The organism is uncultured Cocleimonas sp., assembly GCF_947495625.1.
Classification (GTDB): domain Bacteria; phylum Pseudomonadota; class Gammaproteobacteria; order Thiotrichales; family Thiotrichaceae; genus Cocleimonas.
The window spans coordinates 51,039-66,842 of record NZ_CANLZW010000020.1 but is presented as its reverse complement, the minus strand read 5'-3'; the positions used below and the strand labels follow the sequence as shown (position 1 = coordinate 66,842).

Annotated in this window: 17 protein-coding genes; 9 read left to right on the top strand and 8 right to left on the bottom strand. The window is 39.6% G+C overall.

What is annotated here, in order from left to right; all coding sequences use genetic code 11:
* Positions 1 to 177 precede the first annotated feature (177 nt).
* The 3 genes from Q1A31_RS12350 to Q1A31_RS12340 all read left to right on the top strand — a co-directional run bounded on the left by Q1A31_RS12350 (position 178) and on the right by Q1A31_RS12340 (position 2,180).
* Positions 178 to 705, top strand: a complete 528-nt coding sequence (locus tag Q1A31_RS12350) for an anti-sigma factor (RefSeq protein WP_299876862.1) — start codon at positions 178 to 180, stop codon at positions 703 to 705.
* A gap of 154 nt (positions 706 to 859) precedes the next feature.
* Complete coding sequence (locus tag Q1A31_RS12345; protein ID WP_299876859.1) at positions 860 to 1,570, top strand: hypothetical protein; 711 nt, start codon at positions 860 to 862, stop codon at positions 1,568 to 1,570.
* A gap of 340 nt (positions 1,571 to 1,910) precedes the next feature.
* Positions 1,911 to 2,180 (top strand): hypothetical protein, encoded by a 270-nt coding sequence (locus Q1A31_RS12340; RefSeq protein WP_299876856.1) that lies wholly within the window; start codon positions 1,911 to 1,913, stop codon positions 2,178 to 2,180.
* Positions 2,181 to 2,185: 5 nt separating this feature from the next.
* Here Q1A31_RS12340 and Q1A31_RS12335 read toward each other — a convergent pair whose 3' ends face one another.
* The 8 genes from Q1A31_RS12335 to Q1A31_RS12300 form a co-directional block, all read right to left on the bottom strand.
* Positions 2,186 to 3,229: an App1 family protein gene (locus Q1A31_RS12335; RefSeq protein ID WP_299876854.1), complete on the bottom strand. Its 1,044-nt coding sequence runs from the start codon at positions 3,227 to 3,229 to the stop codon at positions 2,186 to 2,188.
* Positions 3,230 to 3,270: 41 nt separating this feature from the next.
* Complete coding sequence (locus tag Q1A31_RS12330; RefSeq protein WP_299876851.1) at positions 3,271 to 4,554, bottom strand: dihydroorotase; 1,284 nt, start codon at positions 4,552 to 4,554, stop codon at positions 3,271 to 3,273.
* 2 nt (positions 4,555 to 4,556) lie between these two features.
* A complete protein-coding gene (locus Q1A31_RS12325) occupies positions 4,557 to 5,516 on the bottom strand; it encodes an aspartate carbamoyltransferase catalytic subunit (RefSeq protein ID WP_299876848.1) in 960 nt (319 codons plus the stop codon).
* A gap of 105 nt (positions 5,517 to 5,621) precedes the next feature.
* Positions 5,622 to 6,149 carry a bifunctional pyr operon transcriptional regulator/uracil phosphoribosyltransferase PyrR gene (pyrR, locus tag Q1A31_RS12320; protein WP_299876845.1) on the bottom strand — a complete coding sequence of 176 codons (528 nt, stop codon included), beginning with the start codon at positions 6,147 to 6,149 and terminating at the stop codon, positions 5,622 to 5,624.
* 36 nt (positions 6,150 to 6,185) lie between these two features.
* Positions 6,186 to 6,626 (bottom strand): Holliday junction resolvase RuvX, encoded by a 441-nt coding sequence (gene ruvX / locus Q1A31_RS12315; RefSeq protein WP_299876842.1) that lies wholly within the window; start codon positions 6,624 to 6,626, stop codon positions 6,186 to 6,188.
* A gap of 12 nt (positions 6,627 to 6,638) precedes the next feature.
* The gene (locus tag Q1A31_RS12310) at positions 6,639 to 7,253 is read right to left on the bottom strand and encodes a YqgE/AlgH family protein (protein WP_299876840.1); all 615 of its coding nucleotides are present in this window, start codon (positions 7,251 to 7,253) and stop codon (positions 6,639 to 6,641) included.
* Between the two features lie 18 nt (positions 7,254 to 7,271).
* Positions 7,272 to 8,156, bottom strand: a complete 885-nt coding sequence (locus tag Q1A31_RS12305) for an energy transducer TonB (protein ID WP_299876835.1) — start codon at positions 8,154 to 8,156, stop codon at positions 7,272 to 7,274.
* Positions 8,157 to 8,308: 152 nt separating this feature from the next.
* On the bottom strand, positions 8,309 to 8,884 hold the full coding sequence (locus Q1A31_RS12300) for a DUF2058 family protein (protein ID WP_299876832.1): 576 nt from the start codon (positions 8,882 to 8,884) through the stop codon (positions 8,309 to 8,311).
* Between the two features lie 129 nt (positions 8,885 to 9,013).
* Here Q1A31_RS12300 and ppa point away from each other — a divergent pair, with 129 nt between their 5' ends.
* From ppa to Q1A31_RS12270, 6 genes are all read left to right on the top strand, one after another.
* Complete coding sequence (ppa, locus tag Q1A31_RS12295) at positions 9,014 to 9,550, top strand: inorganic diphosphatase (RefSeq protein ID WP_299876829.1); 537 nt, start codon at positions 9,014 to 9,016, stop codon at positions 9,548 to 9,550.
* Positions 9,551 to 9,815: 265 nt separating this feature from the next.
* The gene (gene mrdA / locus Q1A31_RS12290; protein WP_299876824.1) at positions 9,816 to 11,819 is read left to right on the top strand and encodes a penicillin-binding protein 2; all 2,004 of its coding nucleotides are present in this window, start codon (positions 9,816 to 9,818) and stop codon (positions 11,817 to 11,819) included.
* Position 11,820: 1 nt separating this feature from the next.
* On the top strand, positions 11,821 to 12,936 hold the full coding sequence (gene rodA / locus Q1A31_RS12285; RefSeq protein ID WP_299876820.1) for a rod shape-determining protein RodA: 1,116 nt from the start codon (positions 11,821 to 11,823) through the stop codon (positions 12,934 to 12,936).
* Positions 12,937 to 13,959, top strand: a complete 1,023-nt coding sequence (gene mltB / locus Q1A31_RS12280) for a lytic murein transglycosylase B (RefSeq protein ID WP_299876817.1) — start codon at positions 12,937 to 12,939, stop codon at positions 13,957 to 13,959. It begins immediately after the preceding gene.
* A gap of 74 nt (positions 13,960 to 14,033) precedes the next feature.
* Entirely contained in the window at positions 14,034 to 14,549 is a 516-nt protein-coding gene (locus Q1A31_RS12275; protein ID WP_299876814.1) for an SPOR domain-containing protein, read from the top strand.
* 96 nt (positions 14,550 to 14,645) lie between these two features.
* A complete protein-coding gene (locus tag Q1A31_RS12270; protein ID WP_299876810.1) occupies positions 14,646 to 15,773 on the top strand; it encodes a D-alanyl-D-alanine carboxypeptidase family protein in 1,128 nt (375 codons plus the stop codon).
* The last annotated feature ends 31 nt before the right edge of the window (positions 15,774 to 15,804 follow it).

The following is a 15,804-nucleotide window of genomic DNA, read 5'->3' as shown; positions in this document are numbered from 1 at the left end:
TAATTTGAACTACTATTAAATAACACGTTAAAAATGGATCTATTACAGAACAATATCAGTATTTACATCACGACATGAATTGTTAATGTATTTTTAGATGTCTTATCAGAGTTTCTTGATGACATATTTAATCGAGCATTTTACAAGATAGACTTAAGGAATAAGCAGGTAATTTAGTTGAACAGCACAATAAAAACATCAGACAAATTCAGTTTACCCTTGTGGTTGCTGGTGCTGATTACTGCTGTGCTCATTTTTTCTATTAGCCAGATTGGCGTCAGCACATATAAACGAATACAAGATGCTAAACCTGAGGTCAGTGCCGAACGTTCACAAATCCAGTCAAGAAAAGAACTTCTGCTTTTACAGCCTAATGTAGTGAATACCAACTGGTTGAGAACACTCAATCCACTGATGAAAAATGTGGAAGGAAGTCTGGTTTGGAGCGCAGCTTTGCAGCAAGGCGTTGTGGAATTTATCAATTTACCTAAAATTAATGACAATCAGTATTATCAATTATGGGTCCACGATTTAACCGAAGCTAATAAGCAAGCAAGCCTGGTAGCAGTGTTTAAAGTAACAAAAGATAAAGATCTGTTCATGTCATTTGACACCATTAAAATCCAATCTCCTTATAAATTTGAATTGGTTTTACACACCGAAGGTGAAGCTAACAACCAACCTTTGCTGTTAGCCCAACCTTAATAATCCAAGCGGACACAGACTTTTTCTGCAAAGGCTATTTACTGCAAAGGCTATTTACTGCATCCGCTATATTTCCTTATATATATTCCCTTAAGCAGAACAATGTTTATAATTGTTTGCTAATATTCTTAGAATTCATCGACTAAACATAATCATGACTGATAACACTGAATCTCAAAAATCTGGCTTAGAATTTACCGAAGCCTCTGAATCTCGCGACTTCCTGAAGCAGCAGCTCGATCAGAAACAAGCGCAACTGGTCCAATTAAAACCGGATTGTGATCCATTAGATCGCGCCCATCTTCAACATGAAATCGCTGAAATTATGCTGGACTCTGGTGGTAACGGCATGCCCGAAGCAGCATGGGGCTTAGCAAAAGAGTCATTTTTGATTTACATGAAAAATGATCAATATGAAGAGGCGGTAAACGCACTGGATGCGCTTTATCGTACAGATTTACCCGGTTCAGTCATTGCACTGGGGCATGCAATGTGGCTTTCCGTGACTTATCCGATCGACCCAGAGTTAAGCATTGTGATGATGAAAAACCTCGTCGATGATACACCGGATAAATCCGATGGTGCTGCTGTTGCCGCTGCCACCGCGCACTATATTGCTGATCTTAGACTCGAAGGTGAAAAACGAGATAGTGTGATGTTTTTGACTACCAATATGCTTGCTAAGGTTGCAGAAAGACACAGCAATGTGACAGATCAAGGCCAGTTAAATTTCTGGATGGATAAACTTGAATTAAATGATCCTAATCTATTCCTGCCAAAACTGGCTCAGGTCATTGATGCGATCGTTGCTGGTGATTGGTGGTTTGATAGAGATGAACTGCGCGAAAAACTTCCTGTTAATTAATTGATTAGCTCTTCAATACATCATTAAAAAACGCTCTATATGCACGCTAAGGTCTAGAATCGTCTTGCAGACGAACTAGTCCTAAGCTCTGGCATACATGAGTTGCCCATTTCAAAAAACGAAATGGCAATCTCATAGTAAGTAGGGGGGGTGTGCTTTTTAATTTGTATTAGTAGCCAAATAAGTAGCTTAAGGAAAATATCACTATATCCGTCATATATTACCGTTAATTGTTGGTTTTTTGACCACTATCTGATGATATAGACCTCAAATCTGCTTTTGCTATCAACAGCTTGAATGCAACATTATATTGAATCAAAAATCACTTTGGTTAAATATAATGTTTAAAAAATATGCGCTTATTCTTTCAGCTTTGACACTTTTCATCGCCTCTTTTAATGTATCAGCCTGTGACGATAAAGCCTGTGAAAGTGCTTATTTAGCAGAATCTCAGCGCCATGTTGAAAATCAGATTCGCAGAGCTGAGGCAACAAAAGCAGAGCGTCATGCTTATTCACAAAATAGACATCGCCGCGCTTATGCACTTTATGTACACATTCATTTCATGCTATATGGCAGTGATATGGACGAAAAACCTAAAGAAATCTAATTAAACTAATTTGTATCTGTATCTTTTATATCCTTGAGGATTTTCCAACTATCTTTTGGCAATCCAGCGAACGTTGTTTGAAAACGTGCCTCGCTTAACACCGAATCTGGAACTGCTCTGATCAAAATTTGCTGTATATTTTCAGAAAACTCTTGGTAGATTTGGGCATATATTTCGGGATCGTGTTCACCACTGTCTCCAATTAAAATAAACCGATGTGCTGGGTATTTTTTTAAAATACTACGGATATTTTCAAGCTTGTATTCCTTGGAAGATTGTAAGAACTTTATAATACTCGAATCTTTCAGTCGAAAATTTCTAAGCGAATAACTTCCCTGCGGATAGTGCTTATCCATAAAAGGTTTCAAACTCGGATAAATTTGCCAGGGCGATGCCGATACATAATGGAAATAAGCGCCTTGCTTCTCTAACTCTTTATAGTATTCAGGCATATTAGGCGTGGTTCTGTATTCTTCTAAAAAGGTATTACGTATCAACGCTTTTTTATCGAGAACTTCGCTAATTTTGATCGTATCATCTATATCAGAAATAACACTTAAACCTGTTCTGGGAATTAATTGAGATTGCCCAATAAATTCCTGAGAGGCCTTATGTTCAGTTATTGCCCTGTATTTAATCCATTCACTTTGCGTGGATGAGCTGGGTAGTTTAATCGTTGTTCTTGCATGTCCATTGGCGGCGCTAGTATTTAAGGTATGAACACTATCTTGTTTATCAGTCTTGGAAGTTAGGCTTTCAACAATGATATCGAGCTTTTTATTGCGCTCATTATCAACGATAAACCACATCACTTTATTTTTAAACAGCTCAGAGTTAGCCTCTTCTTCTGAAATATCTAATGTTTCAGCAAGCTCTGTGAGCAATTTATGGGTGAGTTTACGCAGAATCGATTGATCCTCTTTTTCGAAAACCCATTGGTGAATTGGCACTTCCCACTGTAATTGACTATTTAGGTATGCTGAAGTTGGAAAAAATACAACCGTTTCATCAGACTTTAAAGGGCTGCCACTTATAACGGACGAACCCAAAATAAAAAGACCAGAAATAGCCCTTTTAACAAAACTGGAAATCATAGAGAAAAGACAGATTTACCTTTAACGAAAGTCTGCGTGGTTTTTCCATTGAAACCCCAACCAGTAAATGGCGAATTTTTACCTTCACTGACCATATCAGTAGGATCTAGCTGCCAGAAATATTCAGGATCAAACAAGCTGAGATCAGCACTTTGACCCACTTCTAACGAACCTGCTTTAATGCCTGCCAGTTCTGCGGGGCTTTGCGTTATAAATGTTATTGCCTGAGAAAGTGTTAACACCTTTTCTTCGACAAGACGCATCACTAAAGGCAGTAAGGTCTCAAAAGCCGATATTCCGGGCTCAGTCTCTTCAAATGGTGCTAATTTAGCATCAATCTCATGCGGCTGATGATCCGAGCATATTGCATCAATAACGCCTGTTGAAACTGCCTGACGTAGGGCATCTCTATCACGCTCTGATCTTAATGGAGGGATTGTGTGGCAGAGTGGATTGTAATCAGCTACATCCATCTCAGTTAAAAACAACTGGTGGGCAGCAACATCAGCTGTCACAGGCAAACCGTCTTGTTTTGCCTTGGATAACATCTCGATACTATCTGCACTTGAAAGTCGGCAAAAGTGTACTGGGCAATTAGTCTGCTTTACTAATATTAGAATTTGCGCCATTCCTACTGTTTCTGTCGCAACAGGAATCGGGTGAATGCCTAACCGCGTCGATAGCGCGCCTTCATGCATCCCACCATCCATCATCAATGTATGCTCAATCGGATGTAGAAATAGAGGTAATTCGAAAGTAGCCGCATACTCCATCGCTTTTCTTAGCGTTGCCAGGTTTCTAATCGGCTGATGTCCCTGACTTAAACCAACACAACCCACATATTTCAAACTTCCCATGTGACTGAGTTGCTCGCCTTTTAAGCCTTGTGTTAAAGAACCAATAACGCTTACACGCGCAAAGCCTGCTTGCTTCGCCTTACTCTTAATTAACTTTACGGTTGCACCACTATCAATCGGTGAATTGGTTTCTGGCATGCAGCATACACGGGTGATTCCCGCACTCACTGCACTATAAGTTTCATAAGCAATTCGCGTTTTATTCTCTTGACCAGGCTCTCTTAAATAAGCGCTAAGATCAACGATACCAGGTAATACCCACTGGCCTTTTGCATCGATAATATGTTCTGCTTTAAATTCAGTGTTTATATTATTGCCAATACCGTCGATTTTACCTTTAGCTATGGCTATATCAGCAATTTCATCGATACCATTTGCAGGGTCTATGATTCTGCCATTTTTAATAAGTGTGGATCTACTCATGTTTACACCTCCCCACTTTCAGCACGTGAACCCAGCACCATAGACATGACTGCCATTCGCACAGCAACCCCATTAGTGACTTGCTGGAGAATTACTGATTGAGGCCCATCGGCAACACGAGAATCTATTTCGACGCCGCGATTAACCGGACCGGGATGCATCACTATTGCATCTTGCTTAGCAAGATTTAAGCGCTCCTGAGTGAGTCCGTAACGAGCGTAAAACTCTCTGACTGATGGAAGTAGTGCAGTGTTCATTCGTTCGTGTTGAAGTCGCAACATGATGACCACATCAACACCTTCCAGGCCTTCTTCAATATTGGTATAAGTACTCACACCCATTTCCTCGATCCTTTCTGGCATTAAGGTTTTAGGTGCGATTAGTCTGATCTCTCCAGCACATAATGTTGTCAGTGCATGTATTTGTGAACGAGCTACTCTAGAGTGTTTTATGTCCCCGACTATGGCCACTTTTAGCGGTGTGAAATCCCCTTTGTGTTGCCTGATGGTTAGCATATCAAGCATCGCTTGTGTCGGGTGTGCATGCCTGCCATCACCGGCATTAATAACGCCGATATGAGGCGCACAGTATTTAGCAATAAAGTGGGCTGCGCTGCTGCTTTGATGCCTTACCACGAACATGTCACAGTTCATTGCTTCAAGATTACGAATGGTATCGAGCAGGCTTTCACCTTTTGCGGTTGCGGAATTTCTAATGTCCAAATTGAGTAAATCTGCAGAAAGTCTTTTGGCTGCTAATTCGAACGTAGTTCTGGTACGTGTTGAATTTTCAAAGAATAGATTCATCACCGTTTTACCCCTTAGCAAAGGAGCTTGAACTTGTTTTTTTCCAGGTAGTGAAACGAATTGTTCTGCACGATCTAGAATTTCTTCTAGCAATAAAGGAGGAAGCCCCTCAACAGTGAGAAAATGTTTAAGTTTTCCATCTGCAGTTAGCTGCATTGATGATGGTAATGGGCCGGGGGTAATGATAGTTCTATTCTCTTATTTGGGTTAGAGGATGCGTTAGAAGCTTAGTCAGGTATCATTTTAGCTCAAATAAATGAGTTAATTAGTCTCACGATTTATAACTGTCAACTCCAATTTATCATCTGATTTACTCAGCTTAAAATAACTTTCTGGGGTCATTTCTTGTTTAAAACCTACAACCTGAGCTTCAATGGGTAGTTCGCGATGACCTCTATCAATGAGCACTGCCAAAGTAATGCTAGCAGGACGACCAAAGTCGAAGAGTTCATTCATTGCAGCTCGTATTGTTCGCCCTGTATATAGTACATCATCCACAAGAATGACATGTTTGTTTTCCAAACTGAAGGGTAATTTTGAGGGTTTGATTTGAGGGTGCAAACCTATTCTACTAAAATCATCACGATAGAAACTGATGTTCAATGTACCGAGAGGCTCTTCTATTTTAAGTAACTCATGAAGTTTTTCCGCAACCCATACACCTGCAGTATGAATACCGATCATTACTGGTGCTTCCGGGCTATTTTTGATAACACTATCACTTAGCTCTTGTGACATTTTAGTTAACAATTCGTCAACGTTGTAAGTATTCTGGTCTTTATTTATCATTATCTTTCACATTCTATAATATGGCTTTACTACGTGCTATCTGTAAGCGTTGCTTTGCATCCAGTTTTCTAAAATTATTGCCGCTGCAATTTTATCAACTTCATCTTTAGTGACTTTTTTCTTTCTGCCACTTTGTCTTAGTTGCTTTAATCTTGCTGCTGCTTCAATGGAAGTAAATTGCTCATTTTCCTGATCTACTTTGAGATTATAACGCCCTTGAAGTTGATTACAAAAACGTTCAATTCGTTTTTTAATAGGATTTTCTTTTATCTCTGGGCCAGTATCTAGCTCAATCGGAAGACCGACGACTAACTGTTCTGGTTTCCACTCTTCTATTAAACGAGTTATACCTTCCCAATCAGGACGTTCATCTTTGCTTATTAGCGTGCATTCTGGTGTTGCTGAACCAGTGAGTGTATTACCTACCGCAACTCCCGTTCTCTTTAAACCAAAATCAAATGCAATTATTACAGACAATGAAAATAACCCTTAATCATGACCTGCAACATCGCTAATGAGGTTTACATCAAATCCCAGAGTATCTGCAGCACCCTGCCAACGATCTGCATACGGCATGTTGAAAATAATTTTCTTATCCACGGGGCAATTCAGCCAGGAGTTTTCTTTAATCTCGGCTTCCACTTGCCCGGGAGCCCAGCTTGCGCAACCTAAAGTTAAAATATAGTTCTCAGGACCATCACCTTTTGCAATATCTTCGAGAATATCTCTGGATGCAGTCACCGCTAAATCATCTCCGATTTCCAGGGTATTTTCCCACTTACGCTGAGTATCGTGAATAACAAAACCTTGCTCGACTTGAACGGGACCACCACGAAGTGCAAGCATTTTTTTATCAGGAAAATTTTCAGTAGAGATATCGAGTTGACCAAAAAGCTCATCAACGGTTATTTCGATAGGTCGATTAATAGTCAATCCAAAACAACCTTCATTGTTATGCTGACAAATCAGTGTGACTGAATGTTCGAAATAAGGATCGCCCAGACCCGGCATGGCAATTAAAAGCTGACTTTGTAAAAAACTGTCATTTTCATTGCTACTTGTATTCTTAGTTGTGACCGATTCCGTGGTCTCATTATCATCCATTAAAATATCATACCTGATTTAGTTAGATGAGAATACGCCTTTACTACCGCCTTTCTTATGAAAAACGATGGTTCTGGTGATATTTAATCGGTCATATTTTTTACGAATCTTTTTAGGTAAAGGTTCATACGGCGCTGCTAGTTTCACAATTTTCAAAGCAGCGTTATCGAGAATTTTTGAACCTGAAGACACGGATATTTGAATTTCTACCACTCTACCTGCGCGATCAAGCGTTGTATTTAATATTAAAGTACCACTTAAACTTAAATCCAAAGCTTTTTGTGGAAAATTGATATTACCTATCCGCTCAAGCTTTTTAGACCAGGTATAAATATATTCTGCTTCAACCGTTCCTTTAGCACTTAAAGAATCAATGAAATGGATTCTTGGACGCTTGGCAAAACGCTCTTCCTGTTGACTCATCTCTGCCATCAATTTAGCAATGGCTAGTGTTTGCTCCGAATTATCTACAACCGTTTTTACAGGCTCTTCTTGAGGTTGTTCTTCTGGAAGTTTTTCAATAAATTTATTGGTATCACCTTTCGTGGTTAAAACTTGTGGCTCAGGTTTAGGTGTAACTTCGGCGATATTTTTTTCTGACGTTACTATCTCATCACCGTTTTCTAGGTTTTCCTCTTGCGCTGCCAAAGGGCTTTTTAAACGGCTTTTTTCGTCTTCACTGCCACTACCCTGTTGATTACTATTTGCCATAAAGTCAGCTTTATCAGGTGCTTGCACATCCTGCGGCATAACCATGGTTACATCAAAAGTAGGTGAAGGTTTAGACTCTGGAAACTGAGGAGGTTTAAAACCCATTGCGTATAAGCCAGCATGTAACAACAATGAAACTGGTATTGTTAAAAGCAGAGGATTTTTGCCAAAAATTTTTATCGAAGAAGACATAAGCATTTCTATTATTATTGTATTTATTTAAACAACTCGCCCCACGGTATGAAACCGAATGATAACTATAGCATAAAAACTTTTAAATTGCGACGACAACTAAAAAGAGAGAAAGAGCACTTCTTTCAATTACTCCATTACTCTCGTGTCTTTTAATCCGCTGTTTGTATTTCTGCTGTATCTGTTAAATCATCCTCAGGGGCAATGATCACAATTTTATTCGGATTCAATGCCGTAATCTCTTTTGCTATTTCAATAGGAATTAGACTTCGTTTTCCACCTAGAAAAGTAATCGCCAAACTTCTATCAGCTAATTCCTGTTGTTGCTTTTCGGTGACAAATAAATATTTAATGGTGGTTCCAACTACAAAGTTGTAACGAATTTCAGCAGCTTCATCATTCTTAAGGTTTGCCGTGATCAGTTTATTAATTTTGTCATTTGTTTCTTTCTTGATTTTCTCAGCTTCTTGCTTTTTTCTTAGCGCTTCTTGCTTTTCATTTCTTTCAAGCTTTGAACGCTCTTTATAAAACTGCTCTAAATCAGACGCTCCCCTCTTTGGCTTTTTATTTGGAACAGCGTTTTGACTTGAAGTAGCCTTTTGTTTTAACTTAGAATTATTCCTGTTTCCAGTAAATTTCTTCTTAGGCTTTGGCTTCTCCGCGGCTTTTTTTACCTGATCTTCAGTAACAAGGCCTGCTTTCAATAATTGGTCGCTTAGTGAACTCATAATCTATCTTTAGGTTTTTAAATTATTGAGAATCATAATATAGGTTCTATTTAATTCCTATACTGTTTGTCAAACTCTCTGAGCCCGTTATAATGCGCCGTAATTTAAACCGCGAAACGGAATACCTCTATGAACATTGATAACATCGCAATAGGCAGTAACTACCCTGAAGAAGTAAATGTAATTATTGAAATACCAGCAGAGTCTTCACCTGTAAAATACGAAATAGAAAAAGACAGTGGCGCTCTATTTGTAGACCGTTTCATGCAGGCACCCATTTTTTATCCTGCTAACTATGGTTTTATCCCACACACTCTAGCTGAAGATGGCGATGCAATGGATGTTCTCGTTGTAACTCCAACACCATTAATTCACAACTGTGTTATCGCTGCACGTCCTGTTGGAATTCTTGAAATGACTGACGAAGCGGGTAAAGACTCTAAAATTCTAGCTGTGCCTGCTCAAGGACTACATTCAGCATCAGATCATTTACAAAGCTATACTGATCTGCCTCCATTATTACTCGAGCAAATCGAACATTTCTTTGAGTATTACAAAGTTATGGACAAAGATAAGTGGGTTAAGCTGGATGGTTGGAACGATGCGACTGCAGCTAAAAAAGCTATTCTAGATAGCATCAAAATGTTCAACGATGACAAAAGTTAAAAAAGGTTAATTACAATACTTGGCTTTTTTGTATTAAAATACTTTCACGCGAGTATAAATACACTAAAAAGCATGCGTAGCAATTATGCTCGGTGAATCATTTTAATGATTCACCGTTTGCTATAGGGTTTTAGATTTTCATTGATTTTGCTTTGACTTAAGCAACTAAGCTTTGAATCTAAAAACCTCATAAAAGCCGGGGGGTGTGACTACATCACACCAAAATAGAAAAAAGCAGCACTGCTGTCGGGTTTAAAGAGAGTTAATGGAAAAGCGTGTAACAGTCAAAAGCGAACGCGAAGAATATCGCCTATTTCGCTCACGTGCTATTGTCGCGGCAGTCTTAGTATTTGTAGCACTAACCTTAGTGTTTGCCAGACTTATTTTCTTACAAGTCAAAAATTACGATCACTATACGACGCTTTCAAAAGAAAATTACCAAAAGAGAATACCCACCCCCCCAGTTAGAGGCCTTATTTATGACCGCAATGGCGTATTATTAGCCGACAATCACATTGAATATGTCCTCGAGGCAGCTGAAGATGATGTGAAAGATATGGATAGGAAGTTAAAGCGCTTGATGCAATTACTTCCAATCACTCCTCAGGAAATTAAAAAATTCAAACAAAAATTGAGAGTTAATTCTCGTTTTCAACCTGTCGTTTTACGTAAAAATCTCACCGAAAAAGAAACCGCAATATTTTCAGCCAATCGATTTCGTTTCCAAGGCTTTAATGTCAGCGTACGTATGCGACGAAACTACCCTCTTGGCTCAACCGCAGGCCATTTAATTGGCTATGTCGGCAGAATTGATAAAAAAGACTTAGAAACATTAGATAAAAAGAATTACAAAGGCACAACCCATATCGGCAAACTCGGTATTGAAAAGCAATACGAAGATCGATTACACGGCAAAGCTGGCTGGGAACTAACAGAAGTCGATGCTCACGGTAAGCCTCAGCTAAAACTTGATGAGAAAGCACCAATAACTGGAGAAGACCTTTTCCTCAGTATCGATCTTGAGCTTCAGCTGAAAGCAGAAGAATTATTAGCCGAACACAATGGTGCCGCAGTTGCCATCGATCCTAGAAACGGGGAGATATTGGCGATGGCAAGTATGCCGGCTTTCGATCCAAATTTATTTGTGAATGGCATCAGCTATGCCAACTATAATGCCTTAAGAGATGATATTGATCGCCCTCTCTACAATAGAGCATTACAAGGCGCTTACCCTCCGGGATCTACGATCAAACCCATGGCTGCATTAGTTGGATTAAGTGCTGACGTTGTCACACCAACTAGCTCAGTCTACGGCAAAGGCTATTATCAAATTCCCGGCAACAGACATAGATTTAGATGTTGGAAAAAGGCGGGACACGGAAACATAAGCCTGAATCGTGCAATCTATCAATCTTGTGATGTATATTTTTATGATCTCGCATTTCGGATGGGCATCAAACGTTATTCTGATGCAATGAAACGCTTTGGCTTTGGCAGCAGACTAGGTATAGATTTACCCCATGAAGGTGCTGGAATCATGCCTTCTGCAGAATGGAAAAGAAAAAAATACGACAAATTCTGGTATCCAGGTGACACTGTAAACACTGGTATTGGCCAAGGTTATTTTACTGCGACACCCTTACAACTAGCGTTTGCTACAGCGACCATGGCAAATCATGGTCGAAAATTCAAACCTCATGTACTCAGAGCGACCCGTGTCTCTCGAAATTTACCTCCCAAAATCGTAACACCTGAACAATTACCATCATTAGGTGTCACAAAACTTAGGTATTGGGATGATGTGATTCGCGCCATGGTTAATGTTGTTCATGGTACACATGGCACCGCAAGAAGATCAGGCGCAGGAGCCAAATACCAATTCGCGGGTAAAACCGGAACAGCACAGGTTTTCGGTATTGCTCAAAACAAGGAATACGATGCTGCAAAATTAAAAAAGAAACTACATGACCATGCATTATTTGTGGCTTTCGCTCCGGTTAAAAACCCTCGTATTGCATTAGCCGTAATTGCGGAAAATGCAGGTGGCGGTAGTAAAGTGGCAGCCCCTATAGCTAGACAATTACTAGATACTTACCTGCTAACGCCACAACAAAAAGAAGAAATCAGTGAACAAAACAATGCCAAAAATACGGATGAATCACCTTCATTGATGAATATAAACAAGTTGAAAAAGAAGAAAGAGCTTGAAAGAAAACTTAAACGAGAAATTCAAATCAACAGCCCTCTAACAACAGCACCGAGAACATAATATGAATTCAAAAGGCGGTTCAAGTTTTGGTGGATATGTACTGCGCTGGCTGACCTCGATAGATTTGGTTATGCTTCTGTCACTCGCACTTTTGATCGCTTTGGGTAGCATTATTTTATTTAGCGCATCCGGCGAAGATGCCCGGATGATGAATAATCACACTATTCATTTGATTCTTGCGACTATCGTTATGCTGGTTGCCACTCAATTATCGAGCGATTTACTCAAACGCTGGGCTTTCTGGATTTATATTATCGGTATTGTTGTTCTGGTCTTAGTATTGATTCAGGGATCAATGGGAAAAGGTGCTCAAAGATGGTTAGAAATAGGAAGCTTACGTTTCCAACCTTCTGAGATCATGAAATTAGCAGTCCCGATGATGGTAGCTAGCTACCTTTCAAAGAAAAGCTTACCCCCAAGATTCAAAGAGATTTTTATTGCTACATTACTTGTAGCTATACCAATGCTACTGATCGTTAAGCAACCGGATTTAGGAACCGCATTACTGGTTGGCAGCGCTGGTTTCTTCGTCATCTATTTTGCCGGCTTATCCTGGAAATGGCTGGGGGCAACATTGGTCGCAATCATTATTGCTGCGCCGTTAGTGTTTTATTTTGGTATGCACGATTATCAAAGACAGCGCGTTTTAACACTGCTTGACCCAAGTGCTGATCGATTAGGTTCTGGATATCATATTTACCAATCTACAATTGCTATTGGTTCTGGTGGCTTTTACGGTAAAGGCTGGTTGAACGGCGATCAGTCCCGCTTAGACTTTTTACCTGAGCGCCATACCGATTTCATCTTCGCTGTATTTGGCGAGGAGTTCGGCTTACTCGGCAACCTAATACTGTTCACATTATATTTATTTATTATCTGGCGCGGCCTTTACCTCGCGATGAAGGGACATGACACCTTTGCTCGATTATTGGGTGGTAGCCTTAGTCTTACTTTCTTCATCTATCTATTGGTAAATACCGGGATGGTAAGCGGCATTCTTCCTGTCGTTGGTGTTCCATTACCGTTAATTAGCTATGGAGGTACCTCTCTAGTTACACTGATGGCAGCATTTGGACTCCTCATGGGTCTAAGAAAACGAAAACGAGGGTACGACTAAATGTTAAAAGTATTTACACAATATTTGATTATCAGTGCAATATTAGTATTGCCTTCAATATTGACACCCCCCTACTTTGCGGCAGAAATTTCAGCAAAAGCTAATTACACAAGTTACCCAGCAATGCAGCAGCTAATCGAGCGCATGGTGCAAAAAGGGTTTGATCGAAATTACTTACATCAGATTTTTTCTAGAGTACAACGCGATGAGCGCATTCTTGAGTTAGTTAGCTCTCCTGCAGAAGGAAAACCGTGGCACAAATATCGCCCCATTTTCATCACAGAAGATCGCATTAATTCTGGCGTCAACTTCTGGAAACGCCACGAGAAAGTGATCAAAGCAGCAAGTACTCAATATGGCGTTGACCCTGAATATATTGTTGCGATTATAGGAGTAGAAACATTCTATGGTCGCAACACTGGTAAACACAAAGTTCTCAGAAGCCTGACGACTCTGGCGATGGATTTCCCTCCGAGAGAAAAGTTTTATACCAGTGAACTTGAACACTATCTTGAATTAATGAGAGAAGAAGGCATCAGAGACCCAAATATCCTAAGCGGTTCATATGCAGGGGCAATGGGCTTAGGACAATTTATTTCTAGTAGTTATCGTCATTATGCCGTTGATTTTAATCGTGATGGTCACAAAGATTTATGGCATCCAGAAGACGCTATTGGCAGCGTAGCAAACTATTTTTCGCGCCACGGTTGGAAGCCAAATGGTAATGTTACAGTACCTGCTCGAATTTTAGGCAATTTATATGCTAAAATTGTAAATACAAAAGCAATTAAACCAGCACATACCATGCAAATATTGCAGCAACACGGCGTTGAACCACTTGGGAATTTTAGTTCTGATAAGGTTTCACTGTTGCAGTTACAAGGATTGCAAGGTTATGAATACTGGATTACGGGCGATAATTTCTACACAATAACAAGATACAACCATAGCCCTAAATACGCTATGGCCATTTTTCAACTTGCTTGGGAAATAAAACGTAGGAAATTAAACTCGGCTAAATAACGTAAAAATTAAAGTAATAATTATAGAAATTTATATATTTAAACGAAAAACCATTATCCAAAAAGGGGACGATAATGATATACCGTAAATTCAACATTGGTACTAGCATAGTATTAATAACGACTTTCGTTGGCTTATCTGGCTGTAGTACTTTTAGCCAAGTTGGAAAATCTGCCAGAAATATGACAACTTTTGGTAGCGATAAAAGCACGGCAGGCACTGACGATAAATTAGTCATCCCACCGAGTCTTCGTGAGCCAGGCGCACGCAATACAACTGCAGCTCCACAACAAGCAACGACGAAAAGAACTACCGCGTCCACGCCAGCACGTAAAGCTACTTATCAAGCAAACAAGAACTATTATATCGTGGTTGGCACTTATGCTGATCAAATGGAAGCGCTTGATACCTTTACCCGTCTTTCTTCGATTGGTTTAAAAGGCGCAACAATGGAATCTCGTAAGACTAAAACAGGTAACTTGCTGCATATGGTTCGTCTTGGTCCATACAACAATCAAGAAGATATAGACAAAGCTAAAGATAACTTAACCAGCACTGGCTTATCGCAGTTTAAAGTAGTAGAAAGCTAGTCAATTTCGGTTATAACTCGTTATAATTAGTGACTTTGGTAATTACTCATTTTGGGTAGTTACTTCTTCGACATTCGGAATCCATAATTACACACCATGAAACGAATTTTATCTGTCTTTATTTGTTTGTTTATCTCTTTTACTCATCAGGGCTGGGCAGCAACTGGCGCTCCTGAGATAAAAGCGGATAGTTATCTACTGGTCGATTTCCATAGCGGCGTTCAATTAGCTGAGAAAAACCCTGATAAACGCATAGAACCAGCCAGTATCACTAAATTGATGACTGCCTATGTTATTTATCAAGAACTGGAAAAAGGCAGTATCTCACTAGATGACAACGTCCTTATCAGTGAAAAAGCGTGGAAAATGGAAGGCTCAAGAATGTTCGTTGAAGCCGGAAAAAAAGTTCCACTAAATCGAATGATTAAAGGCCTTATCGTTCAATCAGGAAATGATGCAGCTATAGCATTGGCAGAGCACATCTCAGGCAATGAAGCTTCATTTGTTGAGAAGATGAACCAAATAGCCAAAGAAATGGGCTTAAATTCAACAAACTTTGCAAACCCAACAGGTTGGCCTGATCCCAATCATTACACGACAGCGAGAGACATCGTTACTTTAACGCGTCAAGTAATAAGAGAATACCCAGAAGAATACAAACTTCATTCATTAAAAGAATATAGCTACAACGGTATCAAACAATACAATCGCAATAAATTATTATGGCGTGACCCAACGGTTGATGGTGTTAAAACAGGTCATACAGAATCTGCTGGTTATTGTTTAGTTGCTTCGGCTGCTCGTAATGATATGCGTCTAATTTCAGTAATCTTAGGCGCTGAAACTGAAAAATCTCGCGCGGATTACAGTCAGGAATTATTAGAGTTTGGTTTCAGATTATACGAAACACATAAGCTTTATGACAAAGGCTCAGTGCTTGCAGATGCTCGCGTTTGGAAAGGCAATAAAAGCACTGTTCCCGCAGGCATAATGGAAGATTTCTACGTTACTGTTGAAAAAGGTCACTATAATCAGTTAAAAGGTTTGATGGAACTTGATGGATCGCTCGATGCTCCAATCAAACGTGGCGATGTCGTTGGCACAGCAATAATCAAAGATGGCGAAACCATCGTTAATCAGGTTCCCCTATTAGCACTTGATGCGGTTGACCCAGGTGGATTCTGGTCTAAAGTTACTGATAGTGTTAAGAAATTATTTAACTAATTATTGATCAAATAGCTTTTAAGTCTCAACT

Excerpts from the sequence above, each read along its gene's own strand:
- Q1A31_RS12340 (WP_299876856.1), top strand. The coding sequence starts at position 1,911 with ATGTTTAAAAAATATGCGCTTATTCTTTCAGCTTTGACACTTTTCATC.
- Q1A31_RS12330 (WP_299876851.1), bottom strand. The coding sequence starts at position 4,554 with ATGAGTAGATCCACACTTATTAAAAATGGCAGAATCATAGACCCTGCA.
- mrdA (WP_299876824.1), top strand. The coding sequence starts at position 9,816 with ATGGAAAAGCGTGTAACAGTCAAAAGCGAACGCGAAGAATATCGCCTA.
- Q1A31_RS12270 (WP_299876810.1), top strand. The coding sequence starts at position 14,646 with ATGAAACGAATTTTATCTGTCTTTATTTGTTTGTTTATCTCTTTTACT.
- Q1A31_RS12300 (WP_299876832.1), bottom strand. The coding sequence starts at position 8,884 with ATGAGTTCACTAAGCGACCAATTATTGAAAGCAGGCCTTGTTACTGAA.
- Q1A31_RS12305 (WP_299876835.1), bottom strand. The coding sequence starts at position 8,156 with ATGTCTTCTTCGATAAAAATTTTTGGCAAAAATCCTCTGCTTTTAACA.
- Q1A31_RS12345 (WP_299876859.1), top strand. The coding sequence starts at position 860 with ATGACTGATAACACTGAATCTCAAAAATCTGGCTTAGAATTTACCGAA.
- mltB (WP_299876817.1), top strand. The coding sequence starts at position 12,937 with ATGTTAAAAGTATTTACACAATATTTGATTATCAGTGCAATATTAGTA.
- Q1A31_RS12275 (WP_299876814.1), top strand. The coding sequence starts at position 14,034 with ATGATATACCGTAAATTCAACATTGGTACTAGCATAGTATTAATAACG.
- ppa (WP_299876829.1), top strand. The coding sequence starts at position 9,014 with ATGAACATTGATAACATCGCAATAGGCAGTAACTACCCTGAAGAAGTA.
- Q1A31_RS12310 (WP_299876840.1), bottom strand. The coding sequence starts at position 7,253 with ATGGATGATAATGAGACCACGGAATCGGTCACAACTAAGAATACAAGT.
- Q1A31_RS12325 (WP_299876848.1), bottom strand. The coding sequence starts at position 5,516 with ATGCAGCTAACTGCAGATGGAAAACTTAAACATTTTCTCACTGTTGAG.
- pyrR (WP_299876845.1), bottom strand. The coding sequence starts at position 6,149 with ATGATAAATAAAGACCAGAATACTTACAACGTTGACGAATTGTTAACT.
- rodA (WP_299876820.1), top strand. The coding sequence starts at position 11,821 with ATGAATTCAAAAGGCGGTTCAAGTTTTGGTGGATATGTACTGCGCTGG.